Annotated in this window: 14 protein-coding genes and 1 pseudogene; 9 read left to right on the top strand and 6 right to left on the bottom strand. The window is 40.5% G+C overall.

Annotated elements, in window-relative coordinates:
- Nucleotides 1-12: 12 nt before the first annotated feature.
- From QL986_RS12900 to QL986_RS12885, 4 genes and pseudogenes are all read right to left on the bottom strand, one after another.
- A pseudogene (locus QL986_RS12900) lies at nt 13-2,737 on the bottom strand (hypothetical protein).
- Nucleotides 2,738-2,880: 143 nt separating this feature from the next.
- Nucleotides 2,881-4,431, bottom strand: a complete 1,551-nt coding sequence (locus QL986_RS12895; RefSeq protein WP_138686753.1) for a PH domain-containing protein — start codon at nt 4,429-4,431, stop codon at nt 2,881-2,883.
- A complete protein-coding gene (locus QL986_RS12890) occupies nt 4,421-4,966 on the bottom strand; it encodes a PH domain-containing protein (protein WP_036950028.1) in 546 nt (181 codons plus the stop codon). The genes QL986_RS12895 and QL986_RS12890 overlap by 11 nt, the downstream gene beginning before the upstream one ends.
- 16 nt (nt 4,967-4,982) lie before the next feature.
- Nucleotides 4,983-5,837, bottom strand: coding sequence for a D-hexose-6-phosphate mutarotase (locus tag QL986_RS12885; RefSeq protein ID WP_290191614.1), 855 nt, complete (start codon nt 5,835-5,837; stop codon nt 4,983-4,985).
- A gap of 415 nt (nt 5,838-6,252) precedes the next feature.
- Between QL986_RS12885 and QL986_RS12880 the strand changes: the two genes are divergently transcribed.
- The 8 genes from QL986_RS12880 (at nt 6,253) to QL986_RS12845 (ending at nt 14,686) form a co-directional block, all read left to right on the top strand.
- A complete protein-coding gene (locus QL986_RS12880) occupies nt 6,253-6,738 on the top strand; it encodes a MarR family transcriptional regulator (RefSeq protein ID WP_008466785.1) in 486 nt (161 codons plus the stop codon).
- Between the two features lie 111 nt (nt 6,739-6,849).
- Entirely contained in the window at nt 6,850-8,136 is a 1,287-nt protein-coding gene (locus QL986_RS12875; protein WP_290191613.1) for a porin, read from the top strand.
- A gap of 142 nt (nt 8,137-8,278) precedes the next feature.
- The gene (locus QL986_RS12870) at nt 8,279-8,674 is read left to right on the top strand and encodes a YbaN family protein (protein ID WP_290191612.1); all 396 of its coding nucleotides are present in this window, start codon (nt 8,279-8,281) and stop codon (nt 8,672-8,674) included.
- A gap of 82 nt (nt 8,675-8,756) precedes the next feature.
- A complete protein-coding gene (locus QL986_RS12865; RefSeq protein ID WP_013466239.1) occupies nt 8,757-9,389 on the top strand; it encodes a PepSY-associated TM helix domain-containing protein in 633 nt (210 codons plus the stop codon).
- Nucleotides 9,389-9,898 (top strand): DUF2271 domain-containing protein, encoded by a 510-nt coding sequence (locus QL986_RS12860; RefSeq protein WP_090495126.1) that lies wholly within the window; start codon nt 9,389-9,391, stop codon nt 9,896-9,898. The genes QL986_RS12865 and QL986_RS12860 overlap by 1 nt, the downstream gene beginning before the upstream one ends.
- Before the next feature lie 34 nt (nt 9,899-9,932).
- On the top strand, nt 9,933-10,778 hold the full coding sequence (locus QL986_RS12855; protein ID WP_090495128.1) for a DUF4198 domain-containing protein: 846 nt from the start codon (nt 9,933-9,935) through the stop codon (nt 10,776-10,778).
- Between the two features lie 276 nt (nt 10,779-11,054).
- Nucleotides 11,055-13,589: a TonB-dependent receptor gene (locus QL986_RS12850; protein WP_290191611.1), complete on the top strand. Its 2,535-nt coding sequence runs from the start codon at nt 11,055-11,057 to the stop codon at nt 13,587-13,589.
- A 206-nt stretch (nt 13,590-13,795) separates the two neighbouring features.
- The gene (locus QL986_RS12845; RefSeq protein WP_290191610.1) at nt 13,796-14,686 is read left to right on the top strand and encodes a hypothetical protein; all 891 of its coding nucleotides are present in this window, start codon (nt 13,796-13,798) and stop codon (nt 14,684-14,686) included.
- 38 nt (nt 14,687-14,724) lie between these two features.
- Here the strand turns inward: QL986_RS12845 and QL986_RS12840 are convergent, their stop codons facing one another.
- The gene (locus QL986_RS12840) at nt 14,725-15,249 is read right to left on the bottom strand and encodes a hypothetical protein (protein WP_290191609.1); all 525 of its coding nucleotides are present in this window, start codon (nt 15,247-15,249) and stop codon (nt 14,725-14,727) included.
- Nucleotides 15,250-15,552: 303 nt separating this feature from the next.
- Between QL986_RS12840 and QL986_RS12835 the strand changes: the two genes are divergently transcribed.
- Nucleotides 15,553-17,448, top strand: coding sequence for a monovalent cation:proton antiporter-2 (CPA2) family protein (locus QL986_RS12835; RefSeq protein WP_290191608.1), 1,896 nt, complete (start codon nt 15,553-15,555; stop codon nt 17,446-17,448).
- Here the strand turns inward: QL986_RS12835 and QL986_RS12830 are convergent.
- Complete coding sequence (locus tag QL986_RS12830) at nt 17,423-18,151, bottom strand: hypothetical protein (protein ID WP_290191607.1); 729 nt, start codon at nt 18,149-18,151, stop codon at nt 17,423-17,425. The genes QL986_RS12835 and QL986_RS12830 overlap by 26 nt on opposite strands.
- Nucleotides 18,152-18,202: the final 51 nt, after the last annotated feature.

Below are 18,202 nucleotides of genomic sequence, written 5' to 3'. Positions count from 1 at the left end.
TTACCCATAGTATTAAAGAGAGTAGTAAAAACTTAACCACGCGCGCATTTCATCTTCAAAGCTGTCACCTTCAACACGCGACAGCCCAGCATTAAAAGTTAGGTCGTTTACGCCTGCAGGCCCCATCCCGAAGCTAAAGTCACCTTGGTATTTTAAGCCGTAACTTTGTGCATAAACGTTGCTATCTAATTGATGTTGTTTGTAATAAAGCCAAGGCATCCCCTCTTTAAAGCTAACGCCACCACCATACCCTTGGTAGCGCTCAGTGGTTGCACTATAAAAAGGCAGTTCAGCAGCAAGCACAAATTCACTACTTTGCTGCTGATTAATTAAATTAGAACTAAAGCCGCCTAATGTCAGGCTACTGTCATCTCTTTGCTTTTGCTCAAAGTTAACAAAAAGTGGTATATCAAACGCTTTACCAAATATTTTTGCTGCCAAGTCATAACCTTGCCAATGACTACTGTGATTCTGCCCATCATAAATGCTGGCATAAATACTCTGCCCAATAGCAAATGCTTGGCGGTCATGTTGCCAGCTTTGAGCAATACTCAACCGTGTCCAATTTTTATGGCTATTTTTATAATCTGTATAGTTATAGGCCAATTCTGGGGTTAACTGAAGCTGGCCAAATTTCAATGGGTGGCTTATTGCAACAAAACCACCTCGGGCGTCAATATCAGCGTTTAAGCTAGGTTGATATTGACGTGATGTATCCAAATTATAATCAAATAGCGCAAGCTTAAACTTTGTATTTAACGCATTGTATTTTGCTTGCACAAAACCGCCATGTAATGCGCCATCATGCACGTCGGCACTATACCCTACCTGTAAATCGAGCTGCTTTAATAAATCGCTACTTTTTATACCTACATTTAATATACTGGTTGACGCTGAATAATACTGAGTTCCCAAGGCAAACGTCGCTTGCTGATCAAGTACTGCGTAATCGCTTTGTTCTGCTATCTCATCGGTATATATTTTTGCCGGTGGCAGGGTATGCTTATTTACCATCAACAATGGAGCTTCACTGTTTACAGCGAAATCAGTCACGGCTGTGCGGTTTTTTGTTGTTAGCGTTTTTACATCAGGGCCATCGGCATTAATAGAGAAATAAAGTAGTGAGCCACCTTCAGCCTCAATCGGGTATGCGAGCGCTTCTTGCCCGTTAGTTAAGCGGGTGAGGGTGTTATTTTTTATATGATAATTATAAATATCAGTCTTATTATTTAGGCCAGCAACAAAATAGATAGACTCCCCGTTTTGACTAAAGCTCGGTTGGCTTAAGTATTGATACCCGTTAGGCATTGGGACTGACTCTCTAGTGTCACCGCCCACACCTTGTATATACAATTGCCAATTTTCGTTTAATGACGCTGATAAATAAGCTAATTTTGTTTCATCGGGGCTAAGCGTCGGGTAATCATACGTGGTTTTTAAGCTCTTGCTGAAAAGCGGCGTTATAGTTTGTGTATTAAGATCGACTTTTACTAATTCAGAATACCCAGCTCTTATTTGCTCACCGTAAAGTGTTTCACCATCACGGGTAACACTAAAACGGCGAATACCGGCCAGCTCTGTAAGTTGCTCTATGTTGCCAGTGTCGGTGTTGTAGCTAAAAATGTCAGACACTTTGTTATAAGTTCCCGATCCTTCACTACTGTAGGCATTAAAATAAAGTGTGTTGTTATTTACCCATTGCGGGTTAGCAATACCTGCGCGATTAATTTGATTTAGTACTTGTTTTTGTTCGCGCTTAAACACGATTGGCGGGGTATCAGGAACATCTTGCTTATCGTTCTCTAGGAGCTCCTTTTGCACCTTAGTAAACTTATCTCGTGCTTTGGTGTTGTCTTCTGTACTGTAAATTATTAGTTTTGTTTTACTCTTTTCATCACGTTCAACTATCGCAATTTTGCTACCATCATTTGAAAGAGCTGGATTGCTAGCGTATAAATCAAGTTCTAACCAAAGCTTGCTATTAAGTGGTGATTCGGTTTGCTCTTGTTGCATCGCTTTATAGGTATACTCTGCAATAAATCGACGATATAACCTTGCAGCGCTTTGCCCAAATACACCAGAAAATGCGTCGTCAAAATCTCGTGATTTCACTGCTCGCATACGAACCCATATATTATCGAGTAGCTGCTCTGAGTAATTTTGCTCTAGCCAATATAAAAAACGACTTCCCATTAAATATGCCATAGAGCCCGCCATAAAGCCCTCATCGCTATTTAGTTGCCCATAGGTGGGAAGCGCTCCCTGCTGAGCAAACTCTCTAAGTATTGCCTCAGCATAGTTATCAAATAAGCGCCCTCGACCTGTCATTTTTGATTCGATTAAAGTGGCGTACCCTTCGGCTACCCAGCGCGGTGTATCACCATAGGTTAAATCGTATATATCCCATACACCGCGAATCTTTTGCTGCCAGTCGTTACGGGTTGGCTGCGCTAAATGGACTAAATGAATGTATTCGTGCAGCACCAACAATTGCTGCCAACCCGATGAATTTGATATCACGGTATCCGACTGCGGTGGCGTAGTAAAAAGCGCCATAACAGGATTATTAGAGGTTGGTAAGGCAAAGCCATTCGCTGCATTTAGAGGGTCAAACACCACCACATCGACGATTTTATCAAGCGCACGGTTTTGTTGCTCAAGCACTTTAGTGCGAACAATTTCCAGCAAAGCTAGGTGCAGCCAATAATAAGGCTGATGCAATGAGTGACTTTTTCACAATAATCCCTTAAATAGTACATTTGATAATGTTTAGAGTATTATCAAATGGAAAAAACGGGCAGTAAAAAAGTGTAATAAAGCATGTGCAAATGTGTATTTACACCCGCTTTATTATTTAATCTGAGTTTTGAACAAAGGAAGTTACATCCAACTGCGAGGGTCTGACTCAGCCTGCATAAGTGTAAAATCTATAATGAAGTCAGCATCTTGCTGTTTTAAATATGGGACGTACGCACCGCCTGCAGCAAGTTGTATATACAGGCTTTTTAAGCCAGAACGACGCATAAAAAAGGTGCTCACACTGCGAGCGCTTTGTGCTTTGTACAGCTCAAATACCCGGTAATGCACACCAATCATACCTTTGCGTACCACCAAATAAAAACGCCCATCTTGTTGATGAAGGTAATACCCATAACGTTTATAAGATAAAAACACTAACGCGGCTAGTACCAAGAATAATGCTAATGCAATTAATATATTAAGTTGCATAAAGCTAATAAAAAAACCAGAAGCAACGCTCGGTAGCAAAGCATAAAACACCGTGTTTTTATATAACAACGCCCTTTCTACCGCATTGAATGCCAGCTTTTTACTGTCAAACCACGGATAAATCCACTGACACACATTATCAACTTGCTCCTGCGTGAGCACAGGCAGCACTAAGGTTTGTTTATTCTTTTTCGCCATGCTTGCAGCACCGCCGCTACTGGCTTGCAAACACTCCACAGTAAAGCGTTTTAATAGCCTAGCAACTAGGTTTTGCTTAATAACGATTGACTGTACTTTGTCTAAACTAATTGATAGTTGATGACGCTCTAACAGCCCTGCAATACGTTTGAATTTATTATTTTTAAAGTAAAGCTGATAGTTATAAAAACGAATGAGCGACATAGTTACCGATAAAAGTACCGCTATAAATACCAAAATAATGATCAGAGTAATTATTGCAAACACAGCTGCATTAGCCATCAAACCGAGCTCTTGTTGATAATAACTCTCTATTTTTGTTATAAATTGCTGCTCTAAAAAGTCGATGGCCACATTCATAAAAGGGGCAATTGCCGCAAGTGCCAAAATAGCCATATTCGACATTAAACCAAACTTAGCTATTTCTTTATTTGCGATGAGTAAGCTATTTTCGCTCTGCTCTTCAATATGAGATTGCGCTGTATCAGCGAGCTCTACTGATGGTTGCTGCTGCGCTTTATAGTCAAACACTCGTTTACGCATTTGTTGCGCGTAATCTTTAGTTACCCCTGGCAAAACAGCTTCTTGAGCAACACTGCCTGCCGCATCAAAAATACAATTAACTAACCCTATGGGGGTGAAGTAAAATGGCTCCGCTATATTGACGTTTTGCACTCGAGAAAATTTTAAGGTAAGTCGCTCTTTTTTAAATACGCCTTTATTAAGTAAAATTTCATGATCGTCAGTAATACAAAAACGAAAACTACGGTAATACAAAAAACAATAGGCAAGCAATGAAGTCAAAGCAACCGCGAGCCCAACTTGCCCCCAAAATAGTTTATTTTCTACTTGGGTAACAAATACCACCAACACGGGCAGTAAATTAAATAAGCCGTCTTTTATGAAGCGCACACTAAAATGCATTACAAAATAAGCCAGCGCCCAAGGCGACACTTTTTGCCAATTAAGTGAAGGTGACGTTATTTGCGCAGCATCAACACTCACTGGCAGCTACCTCGCTTGCGGTTTCATCGTGGCGATAGCTTTGTACAAACTGACGAATATTTTTGCATTTTTCGTGGGTCAGGCCGCTAATTTGTAAATCGGCACTCATACCGCCGGCGCTATAAAGTCTTAAACTGGCTAAACCAAGCTTTCGCTCTATGGGCCCACGGTGTATTTCAATATGCTGCACACGCGCTAACGGTAAAATTGTCACCTGCTGCCAAATAATGCCTTTTTTAAAAGCAATATCGTGGGTACGCAACGCGCTGCCCTGTAATTTTATGCTGAACACGCTATATAACATACACAGTAAAATTAATAGCGGAACAGCAACCAATAAGTAACCTTGCGCCATAGCAGCAAAGTCTGTATTAAAATAGCAAACAGCCGCTAGTACTAAGCAAAAAGGAATGAAAAATAACAACCAATTCAATTGTGCATGCAACAATGCTTTGTCCGCAAGCGGCTCAAACACTATGCTTTTATGTTGCGGTAGGTCGGTTATTTGTTGATTAGTAAACACACTTTGCTCCATTACGCGTATGGTAGGCTTAGCCAAGCCACTTAATTGTTGTTACTAGGGTATGACTTTGTTTTGGCTCAAGCGTAACCGCATCTTCAAGTACATTCGCAGCCTCTAGGCATAACATACTTTTATAATCATCATCGGCAAAATTTGATAGTCGCTTTGATTTTTCAATCCATGGATTCCATAACACGCACGAGCGCGAGTTTTCTCTGCTAACGCTGATCATCCCTTGAGGAGTTTCAATGGTTTGCACAGCCGCGGCTTGGGTATAAACCATATCGGTTTCACGGGTAAAACCAACCACATCACTTTGCTGATAAGGCCCTTGGCCAAATTCTATGTATTGCGCCCCTTGCAGCCCTATTACGCGAGTATTATTAATATCATCAGTTGGAAAGTAAGTATGCAGCGCCTGTGTATAACTAAATGGGGTGTTACCTAAATTACAGGTGGTTAAACGCACCTCTAACTGCTCAGATAAAATAAACTCAACCCTTAAAGAAGATTGATGAGGCCAAAAGGTAGAATCTATCTGCTTCATTGGTAATTTAAGACTAACAGTAATCTCGTTCTCGGTTTCATGCACTTCATCGGCTTGCCATACGTGCGTGCGCGCAAAACCATGTGCTGGAAAGTCTTTATTTTCATGTTGACCAAACCAAGGCCAGCAAATAGGAATACCGCCACGAATGCCCTTCCCTTCGCTAAAGGTTTCATCCCCAGACACCCACAATAGTGGCAATTTTCCTTTGGGTGTAAACTCAGTTATTTGCCCACCTTGTAAAAATATCTTCGCCTTACATTGGCGACTATTAATACTAATAAATTCCAAACCGCTATGTGTACGCTCAATACATACTGAGGGTGATAATTGCATTTTATTTCCTTTAACACTGAGACTAATTTTTTAGTACTTAACCTGAGTTCAGGTTACTGTACACAAACAATAATGCATGCTTAAAGCATAAGCTACATAGAATAGTTATTTAAATTGAGTTAGTTACTATATTTTTATGCCACATCAACGGCTCAATTACGACTAAAGTTTTAAACCTGTGGCTTGCGTATCGCTTTTAACTTACGTAAGGTGCGCAGCCTTAGCAAACAGAGTGTTATTAACTTTTAATAAAATAAAGATAATAAATGCCATTTTAATTACTGCTCAAATTAATAAAAACCAATAAAAACTAATAACAGCGGGCTAAAACAACATATATCATTTGAATTCAATTTATTTGATGTGTAACATTTCGTGATTACGGCAACTGATTCGCCTTTCATGAGACAAACAAATGCAAAAATATGACGAGTTACTAGTTTCTTTACGCAAGGTGATCCGTGCGATTGACTTACATTCAAAACAACTTAATAAAACAGCGGGTTTAACTGGACCACAACTGCTTATTATGCAAGAAGTGTCTCAAACTGATGGTATTACCGCCAGTCGTATTGCGCAAAACGTCAATTTAAGTCCGGCAACGGTCACAAATATTCTTGACCGAATAGAAAGCAAGAATTTGGTAACACGCGTTCGTAGTCAAATGGACAAACGCCGGGTCAGCTTATACCTTACTGAACAAGGTAAAGAGTTACTCGAAAAAGCGCCTCAGCCCTTGCAAGAACACTTTATCGAAAAATTTTCAGCGCTTGCTGAATGGGAACAGAGTCTACTACTTTCATCAATGCAACGTATTGCCGCAATGATGGATGCAGATAAGCTAGATGCCTCTCCTCTTTTAGAAGTAGGCGCACTGTTTCAAACTTCTACTAAAGAATAAAACGCAGTATAAAAACAATAAACTAAATTAGTCTGCCATTTTCTCCTTTTTCCACACTAAGAGGCGCATCGTTGCGCCTTTATTTTTTTAATCACAATCAAAACGGCTATTATGACTAAACTCTCAAAACTAACACTCGCATTAATTTTAAGTGGTGTTGCTAGCAATTCTTATGCATCAAACCTTCAACCTCTCCAAAGCCAATTAACGCAGTTAAAGCAACAAGTAGATAAACTTGAAAGCAAACTCGCTGAAAAAAAGTCTCAGCAAGTAGAGCAAGTTAGTAAACAGTTGCAAGCTACTTCTACAGACACTGCACAGCAAGAAAAGCAATCATCTGGAATAAAGGTAGGAGGTGCTATTCGCGCTAACTACGGTATAAACTCTTACGATGAAGACAATGAAGATCGCGGTGGTGACTTTGATTTTGATATTTTCCGGTTAAATGTCTCTGGCGAAATTAATGATATTTCAGTCAATGGTGAAATACGCTTTTACGATTATATGACTGTCGTAAAGTACGCTTACTTAGGGTACGAATTTATTGATGGCTGGGAAGCTCAGGCAGGCATAACAGCCGTGCCGTTTGGTAACGGTCCTTATAATTCTCACAGCTACTTTTTTAGCACTAACTACTATGTGGGCCTAGAAGATGATTTTGATTTAGGTGTGGTTGCTAAGCGCAAACTTAAAGACAACTGGACACTTGATTTAGGCTTTTTCAAAAATGATGAACTAGGTGGAGTTGATGGCTCAGCATCAGACAAAAATCATCGTTACTCTTATGATATTGTTGGTAGTCGTCCTGCAAACGAAGGCATCTATGCTGAACCAGCAAAGCAGCTTGGTGAATACAACACCTTTGCTGGTCGCGCTACTTATCAGCTTGAGCATAGTAAAAATATCACCACTGACATCGGGGTATCGTTACTCAGTGGCGGACTTCACGACGGTGAAGAGCGCGCTGGTAATTACAGTGCTTGGGCTGTTCACTTAAACAGCAACATTAATAACTGGAATATTCAATTGCAACACGGTGAATATGACTACGACTTAGACGATGGTAATAACCGCTTTGCGGTGGGTGCTTTTGACTATTATGACAGTGTATCGAGCCAAGCCATAATGACCAACTTTAATATTGCCTATGACTACGCACTAGAATGGGGCCCAGTTACCAACCTGCAGTTTTATAACGACTATGGGATCATCTACAACAAGTCAGATAATAGCGCCAATACTTGGATGAATGTAACCGGTATGAGCATTACTGCTGGCGGATTCTTTAGTTATGTTGATTTCGTACAAGCCCGCAATCAACCCTTTATTGGCGGTACCATTATTGGTGATGGCGATACCGAGCGCCGTTTTAATATTAATTTAGGCTATTATTTTTAATAGGTAGTGCAATCAGGAAATTCTTTTCCTTTGCTAACCCTAAATGGCTTAGTTGATAACATGCAACTAAGCCATTTTCTCTTCATTTTACCTTTTAATTAGCTTACCCTTTTACCGTTTAATTAATTAAAAAAGAGCTAAAGTGAGCATAAAAAACGTTTTTATTTATTATAAAAATTTCGGCTTTAAATTGCTGGGGCTACTGTGTGTATTACTCGGCATTATTGGTGTTGCCCTACCGGTTATGCCAACCACGCCGTTTTTAATTTTAGCCTTAGCCTGTTTTGCTCGCTCATCCGCAGCGCTTGAGTCTTGGCTATTAAACCACCCTCGCTTTGGCACAACATTACAACATTGGCGCGCCCATCAAGTGGTTCCTGTAAAGGCAAAGTATGCTGCGGGTATAGGTATGCTAATAGGCTTTATATTTTTATTATACACCAGCCCTCCAGCTTGGATTATTGCCCTAGTGGCGGTTGTTGAAGTGCTGGTTATGGCTTACTTAATTTCTAAGCCCTCAGCTCCTCCTAAAAAATAAAGTGTAAAGTTTGGTAAATAAATTTGTAACAGCTAATGCAAATCATTATCATCCGTATAAATTAAATAAGTTTGTACCTTTTATGCCCTTTGTTAATAAACGCACTTTATATAGTACAAGTCGTACTCTACATATCTATATTTCCACCGCTTTGTTTTTTTTACTTATTCTATTTTGTGTAAGCGGTATAGTGCTAAACCATGTTGACTGGTTAAAAAACGATAAAAACAATGGCCAAATTACGGTCCAAATCCCCCAAGATCTGCTTACTCAAGCAAATACACAATTAAATAGCCTGCCTGCTATTTACCCCCAAATTGAAGCTTACTTAGCCAAACACTATGGGCTTAATAAAGTAAAAAGCATTGAATGGGAAAAGCAAGATTCACTGGTTATGCTCGACTACCCATTACCAGCAGGCTATGCCTATGCAGAGTTTGATTTTATCAGTGGCGAATTGTTACTCGATTATCAAACCGGTGGCTTTTTAAGTGTTATCAGTGATTTGCACAAAGGTCGTCATTCAGGAGAAGTATGGAGCTGGGTTATTGATATATCAGCGGTGCTGATGATTCTATTTGCCATCACCGGCATGATTATTTTATTTCAAAACAGAAAAAAACGCTTAGCAGGAATATGGATAACCGTATTAGGAATCGCAACACCATTGGTTATTTATTTATGCTGGGTTCCACAAATTAAAGGAGTATTTTAATGTTCAAGTTTAAATCTTTAATTAACACCGTATTGCTGTTAATTGCCGTGTGTTTTCACACTTCGGTGGCAGCGCAATCGCCCCAATTAGAAATCGAATTAACTCTACCTGAGTTAGATGTGCAGCCCTATCATCGCCCTTATGTTGCAGTTTGGCTGGAAACACCAGAGCGAAAACATGTCACAACTTTAGCGCTTTGGGTACAAAAAGCGGAATGGTTTAAAGACCTACGCCAATGGTGGCGTAAAGCAGGTAAAAGTGATGCAAACTTCGATGGGGTTAGTAGCGCAACCAAACGCGCAGGCACTTATACCATTAATTGGGACGGAAACGATCTTAATGGCAAATCAGTTATCGCAGGAAAATACCTGTTAAATGTTGAAGTTGTTCGTGAAGAAGGCGGGCGTGATTACAGCCGTATTGAGCTTGATTTAACCCAATCAGGAAAAATAACCATTGATGGCAAAAACGAATTTTCAACCAGCTTTGTCACTGTATCCGCTAGGTAGTCCCTACTTATCATTCAAATTTAAAGGAAAAATAATGAACGTTAATTTATTAAAAACAGCACTCATTGGCGCACTGAGTTTATCAGCGCTGGTATCAACAGCTGCAAGTGCACATGGCCGCTGGTTACTACCTTCGCATACCTCGCTATCAGGGGATAAAGCCCATTATGTAATGATTGATGCGAGTATTTCTAACGAAATTTTTGCACCTGATAAAGCATTTCGTCCAAGCACAAAAGGCGCTGAATACGACGATACTCTGCTTATGGCACTTGCCCCAAATGGCGAGCAAGTTACCGATACCATTCGTGCCTATTACCTACAACGCAAAAGCTCTGCTGCAGTAAAACTTCAGCAACAAGGCACCTATCATATTGCGATGACGCAAAAACCTATGTACATGACATTCTACAAAAATACAGCAGGTGAGCGAAGCCGTGTATTCGCCAAAAAAGCAGATGCCAATCTACCTAAAGACGCCAGCGACATCACTACAATTAAAACCATCTCTACTGTTGATACCTTTGTTAGTCATAATGGTACCTCTAAACCAGCACAATTAGGTCAAGGCTTAGAGCTTAGCGGCCCAACGCATCCAAACGATTTATTTGTTGGCGAGCAAGCGCGCTTTCAGCTAATAAGCGATGGAAAGCCGGTTGGCGAAGGCATTGAAGTAAGCATTTTAAAAGGCGATACACGCTACCGTAACGAACGTGGCGAAATAAAAGTAACGACCGACAAAAACGGCATGTTTAGCACAACGTGGAAAGAGCCAGGCCTATACCTAATCGAAACCTCTCAAAAAGTGACAGTAAACGAAAAAGGTGTAGACGCCAGCCGCTATGTATTATTTACAACCCTTGAAGTAGCACCTGAATAACTTTTTAATTCCCTACAGGCCACATTAATCGTTTGGCCTGTAGCTTCTTTATAATTAAACCCCTTTAGCAAAGCTTTAAACCAAGTTAGCCATTTTCACTACCTAAATAAGCATAATCCTATATTTTTACCCTCCTTGTCTGTTCCTGTTTCAATCTATTATTCCGATCACTTTTTTTTATAAGAATAGTTGAATAACTTAGTCAATTTAGATCTTTGCGATGCACTAGCCGCTTATATATGATGCGCCCTTTTCAAAATCTTCAAGGCACGCTTAATGACTTTTCAGCATTTATCAGCTAATAAAAAATTAGCACTTAGCTTGGCTATTTCCACCGCACTTAGCGCCTCTTTTTCAGCTGCTAATGCGGCTGAGCAAACTAACCAAGTCGAAGAAAATATCGAAGTAATTTCAGTAACAGGCACGCGTCGCAGTTTGCGTAGTATTGCGCAAAGTACTGTGCCTGTAGATATTATTAGCAGTGACGATATGGCAAGTACGGGGCAACTTGAAATTAGCCAAGTGCTCGCTAACCAAGTCCCGAGCTTTAACTACCCAAGTGCCACACTCTCTGATGGCACAGATCATGCTCGCCCAGCGGTTTTAAGAGGCCTTGCACCCGATCACACCTTAGTCCTTATTAACGGTAAGCGTCGCCACTCTGGTGCGTTATTAAACTTAGGGGGCACGGTTGGTCGCGGCTCTACCGCGGTTGATTTAAACATGATCCCAACCTCTGCAATTAAGCGTGTTGAAGTACTGCGCGATGGGGCTGCAGCACAATATGGCTCTGACGCCATTGCGGGAGTAATCAATATTGTTTTAAAAGATGCCACCGAAGGCGGCAGTGTTAGTGTAACTTATGGCCAATACGACAGCCAAATGGCCGGTGTACCGCAACTAAATAGCACTTATGCGGATGATAACGGCAACCTTGCATTTAATTTAGGCGACGATCGTCACGTTAACGACGGTAATACCCGCACAATTAGCGCAAACTCAGGTTTTTCATTAACAGACAATGGTTTTGTAAATGTATCAATTGAATACCGTGATAACGACTCAACTCAACGCTCTGGTTTTGATCCACGCGAACAATACAACCGCCTAGATGATGGCAGCCTAGACCCACGCGAATTTACAATTGATCGCTACAATCACCGTTTTGGTAAAGCAGCGCTGGAAGACTACGCTTTGTTTTACAATATGGGATACGATTTAGAGAATGGCTTTAATGTTTATTCGTTTGGTAGCTATTCAGAGCGTGAAGGTAACTCGGGCGGATTTTACCGTCGTGCAAAAGACAGCCGCAATGTTTTAGAGCTATACCCTAATGGCTTTTTGCCACAAATTGCTACCGACGTAAAAGATTACTCGCTGGCACTTGGTTTACAAGGCGATAGTGGCGACTGGACTTGGGATGTAAGTACCAACTACGGCCGAAATGACTTTGGTTTAGGGGTTGTAAATAGCCTCAATACTTCGTTAGGTACTAACAGCCAAACTGAGTTTGATAACGGCGCCATGGTTTACGATCAATTTTTAGTTAATTTTGATGCCAATACCAGCATTGATTTTGGTCTACCCGATGATGTGTTTTTCACTATTGGTGCTGAATACCGCCGTGAAAGCTATAAAATAGAGCAAGGCGAGGAAGCCTCTTATATTACTGCGCTTGATAACAACGGCAACCCAATTGCTGCTGGCGGTGCGCAAGTGCTTCCTGGGTTTGGGCCGCAAAGCGCAACCAATGAAAGTCGTCATAATGTTGCTGTATTTGCTGAATTTGATACTTACTTAACTGATAAATGGAATGTTGTTTTAGCCAGTCGCTATGAAGATTACAGCGATTTTGGTAACACATTTACTTCAAAATTAGCCACGCGTTACAGTATTAACGACAACCTATCGTTACGTGGTGCGGCAAGTACTGGCTTTCGTGCGCCGTCACTTGCACAAAGCTCGTACCGTCAAATATCGACTATTCTCGAAAATAACCAGCCTTTTGAAGTTGGCCTATTTCCAAGCTCTGCTCCTGCAGCGCAAGCGTTAGGTGCAAAACAGCTCGATGCAGAAGACTCAGTTAACGTTACCGCTGGATTTGTTTACACTCAAGGTGGCTTTAGCTTAACAGTTGATGCGTACCGCATTGATATTGATGACCGGATTGTACTCTCTGAAAACTTAAGCGGTGACGCTGTGCAGCAAATTCTAGCGAATGCTGGCGAGCTAAATACCGAAAGTGTTCGTTACTTTACCAACGCCATCAATTCGCGCACGCAAGGTGTTGATATTGTGGCAACGTACACACTTGATTTAAATACATTGGGTGATGTGCGCTTAAATGCGGCGGCAAACATTAACGATACCGAAGTGACTCATGTAGATGCAAACCCAAGTGAGCTAAATTCTTTAGACGATGACTACGTGGTATTTGCCCGTCGTGAAGTAGGCCGTTTTGAGCAAGGCACACCCGATAACAAACTAAACCTCTCGGCTGTTTGGAGCTTTAACCAATGGCAAACAACCTTGCGTGCAACTCGCTATGGGGAAGTGGCAGATATTTCAACCACCAGCGAGGGTGATGAATATTTAGATGCTAAATGGATTGCTGATTTAGAAGTCGCTTATCGTCCTAACGAAGCGTGGAAGTTTGCAGTAGGTGCGAATAACCTATTTGATCAGTACCCTCAAGCAACGGTAGATAATATTGGCTACTCTAACTTTGGCCAAATATTTCCGTACACGCCTTACACACCCTACAGTTTAGATGGGCGCTTTTTATACGGTAACATTACTTACAATTTTTAAGTAAAACGCCCATTAACAATCGAGTAATTACAAAAGGATGCAGTGTGCATCCTTTTTATTAACATTTAGTATTTTTAACCATATTTTGGCATTTAACTTTTTAATTACTGCTTCCACCTCATATAAAACAACAACTTACATTTCGGCCTCAATTTTGCTCTATACTTTGTATATTAACTAAAATAATCAATATCAAAGGACTAAACATGAGCGCATCAACTCTATTGAACTTCACTAAGCCCGTTTCATTAATTAGTGGCATTTTATTACTCAGCGGTTGTGTATTTCACATATCGCCCAGTGTCGCATCAGTTAAACAAACCCAGCAGCTTTCACTACCAAGCAATAACCTTGAGTACCTAACGATATTAAGTGGTGCCGGTTCGCTCGATATTCAGGGCTCTAATACTGCAACCAATATTAGCGTTGATGCCATCATTTACACCGCCGACATTGACGATGAATACGAACTCACCCTTGAGAAAAGCGGTACACAAGCAAAACTTGTTGCACAAAATAAAAGTAATAATGGGATTAGCTTTTACAGCGGGCAATCACCAAGTATCAATTTAGTTGTTACCGTACCTAACACCCTAAATTTAGATATTAACGACGGCTCAGGCGATATTGTTATTAACGAGATGCAAAGCAATATTGATGTAAAAGATGGTTCTGGCAGCTTATCTATCAATGGTGCTAAAAACCTAAATATTGATGATGGCTCGGGCAGTATTTACGTAAAAAATGTAGTCGGCGACTTAGTATTAAATGACGGCTCAGGCAGCATTGATATTGATAATGTCAGTGGTAATGTCGCTATTGAAGATGGCTCTGGCGAAATGCACGTTGCTAACGTAACAGGCGTATTAAATGTTGAAGATGGCTCGGGCGGCATAACTATTAAACATATTAAAGGCGCAGTCACCGTAGACGATAACTCAGGAGATATGTTGATTGAACATATTGGCTCAAGCGTGACGATTGAAGATGGCTCTGGCGATATTCGCGTTAATTACGCTAAAGCGCTAACTATTACAGAAGCAGGCTCGGGTGATGTCAGTATTGATAATATATCTGGTTCAGTAAAGCTAGACTAAAAATCTAATCTTACTTTTAAATCATATAAAACGGTCAATTAATTGACCGTTTTTGGTTTTGTATAATCAATGGTGTGGTCACAACTGCCATCGTTTTCACAATCATTTATTCCATCGCCATCGCTATCCCAGCTTGAGTGCATAGTTTTTACAGGCACGGCTACACCTGCATGTTTAATGATGGTTAACTTATAATCACTTGTTTCACCACGTCTCGCTGCATTACGCATTAAATAAACTCGCACAATATAATCTCCATCTGTGCTGAGTTGATATTTAGCTTCATGCCCTTCTATTGAGCCAATAAATACGGCTTCATTACTGTCTAAGGGCAAAATATTAAAGTAGTTACTTAAATTTGAAGGAGTCAGAGTCACATTCAGGATATCACCTGCTTTTGCACTAACTAAATAGTCATTAAATTCATCACCAGTAATTTGCTGTGCAAGCTCAGCTTGCTGTGGTTCAAACTCAACCTTGTACTGTTGAGCTTGCACCGTTTGTGTAAATACCGCAGCAAACACAGTGGTCAGCATAATTTTTAAAAGCAGCTTAATACTCATTTTAGTTCCTATAAAAAACATATTATTAAATTTAATGGTACACAATAAAGTAATACCAATTCGCTTAATTAAGTGAGCTATTTTGAGGGAAGGCAATCGTGTCGATAGCAAGGTAAAACTTTGTTATTTAGTTGTTCTAAAAGAGAAGTTTTTAACGCAACTAACATCTGGTTTACCCCTTCAAAATGATTAAATAGTATTGCGGATTAGTATGCGTTAAGAATGTTTCTTTCACAATTAACTCAAACTTAATTTATAGTAGTATCAAAATATAAATAACTCCTAACCTCAAGAGAGCACCCCATGCTAGAAATTGCTTTAATTTATTTAGCCGCCGCCATTGTGGCTGTTCCTATTGCCAAACGACTTGGCTTAGGATCAGTACTGGGTTATTTAATTGCTGGCATTTTGATAGGCCCATATGCATTGGGAGTCGTAGGGGATCAAACCGATGTAATGCATTTTGCCGAATTTGGCGTAGTGATGATGCTATTTTTGGTCGGACTTGAACTACAACCCTCACGACTATGGAAGCTTCGGCACTCTATTTTAGGGCTTGGTGGCTTACAGGTGGTGCTAACTGCGGCGGTTATTTTTGCCTTTTGTTATTGGTTTTTTACCATGCATTGGCAAACCGCATTGGCCATTGGTTTAATGCTGGCACTTTCTTCTACCGCGATTGTATTGCAAAGCCTCGAAGAAAAAGGCTGGTTAAAGCAAGAAGCTGGGCAAAATGCATTTTCGGTTTTATTATTTCAAGATATTGCCATTATTCCTATTTTAGCGCTACTCCCCTTACTGGCCTTTGCTGCACCAAGTAGTTCAAAACAAATTAGCGATTCAATCATTGCTGACTGGCCTGTTTGGCAACAAGTAGGCGTTTCTGTAGCTGTTATTGCCGCTATTATTGCCGGCGGTAAATATGTTTCTGCGCCACTGTTTAGATACATCGCACAAACTCACATGCGTGAAATATTCACTATTTTTGCATTGTTTTTAGTCGTGGCTATTTCGCTTGTAATGCACAGTATTGGCCTATCACCTGCTTTAGGTACTTTTTTAGCCGGTGTAGTATTGGCCGAAAGTGAATTTAGACACGAATTAGAAGCCGACATAGAGCCCTTTAAAGGCCTATTGCTAGGACTATTTTTTATCACTGTAGGGGCTTCAATTAATTTTGAGCTATTATTTAATCAATTTAGTACCGTGGTTGCTTTAGTTGCCTTATTAATTGTCATTAAAGCCTGCATTTTGTTTGCCCTTGCTGTCACATTTAAAATTAGCTCAAAGCAAAAACTATTGTTTACATTGGCACTAGCACAAGGTGGTGAATTTGCTTTTGTACTTTTAAGCGTGACCACCACATTAAGTATTTTAACCCGAGAACAAACCAGTCTAGTGACCTTAGTGGTTGCGGTATCTATGTTGATAGCCCCTTTATTACTGATGCTGTATGAGCAAATACAAAAACGCAGTAGTAGCACTAAGCCTGAGTTTGATAAACCAGAACAAATAAATACCGCTAAACATGTAATTATTGCGGGCTATGGCCGCTTTGGGCAAATTATGGGGCGTTTATTACATGCACAAGGCTACGAAATTACCGTACTTGATCACAGCCCAAGCCAAATAGAACTGCTGCGCCGCTTTGGTAACACCGTATTTTACGGTGATGCTGCTCGCCAGGAACTGCTTGAAGCCGCAGGCGCGCATACAGCACAAATGCTGGTTGTTGCGATTGATAACCCAGATAAAACCATTGAAATTATTAAGCTGGCACATAAAAACTACCCACAATTAAAAATAGTGGCGCGCGCAATCGATCGTCGCCATGCGTATCAATTACTGAATCTAAAAGTGGATGCATTTAACCGCGAAACCGTCGACTCAGCCATTAACTTAGCCATAGAATCACTGCAGCTACTTGGCAATAGCAAAGAAGACGCTGAGCGTGCTGGTAAATTATTTAGGGATCATGACCGTGCATCTGTGTTACAACTTTCTGAGCTTTGGGGAGATGATGCCAGCTACGGCGTTGCAGTACGCCAACGTATGGAAGATTTAAAACAGGTATTACAGCAAGATAAGCAAGCACAGCAAAATTTAAATACCTGTGATGCCAACGATTATGAAAATGGCTTAACAGAAGACTCTGCTAAGCCTAAAAAACGACCTAATGATGATGCCCACCTTGAATAGCCTCACCTTGAGGATTATAAAAACCGGTGGCGCCGTGCTCTATAAAGCCTAGGTTAATCATTTTTGCTAAAAATGGGTCGCTTTCGTTATCGCCAATGTCGGCATAGTCGGTGGTTTGAAAGTTATCCCATTTTGCAAACTGAGCCTTAATCGCTGGTGTGTCATTTTGCACCGCGTCTAAGCTAAGTGACATGCTTGCTTTATTCGCTAGGTTACTAATACTAAATGTTTTTACCAGTTTTGAATGGGTAAAAAATGCCAAGTTATACTGAGAGTTATTTTCTTCTAAGCTGTAATTTTTTATTTCGTTGCAGCCTTCGCCTTCGGTGCTCACTAATGTCATTTTTTCAATGAGATGATTATCTACCAGCTGTACTTTTGCACTCCAGTTTTGCACTCCTTGCACCTCTGAGGGCTGATATTCAATACCGCGCTGCTGCGCATTAAAATAACGAATAGGCCGTATTTGATTGTTGCTCGTATGCTGCCAAAGCTCTGTTATAACTTGGCTTTGGTGCGCCACTTGTTGCTCATTTCGCCAAAGGGTGAGAGTTTGGCTGTTTGCCTTATTATTTTTAAGCGTTTGTGGAGCCTTATTAATAATAGTGTAAGTGGCTTTTAATACCTGTGGATTTATATCGCACTGCTCAGCAAAGCTGCTTGCGCTAAATAATGCGCTCATTATTAAAAATACTTTTTTCATTGGGCTATCTCTTTAGTTAATCGCTTTTAGCTTAATTGCCTTTAACATAAC

Source organism: Pseudoalteromonas sp. APC 3250 (genome assembly GCF_030407915.1).
Lineage (GTDB): Bacteria > Pseudomonadota > Gammaproteobacteria > Enterobacterales > Alteromonadaceae > Pseudoalteromonas > Pseudoalteromonas tetraodonis.
The sequence above is the reverse complement of the archived record's forward strand: the minus strand, read 5'-3'. Positions and strand labels throughout refer to the sequence as shown.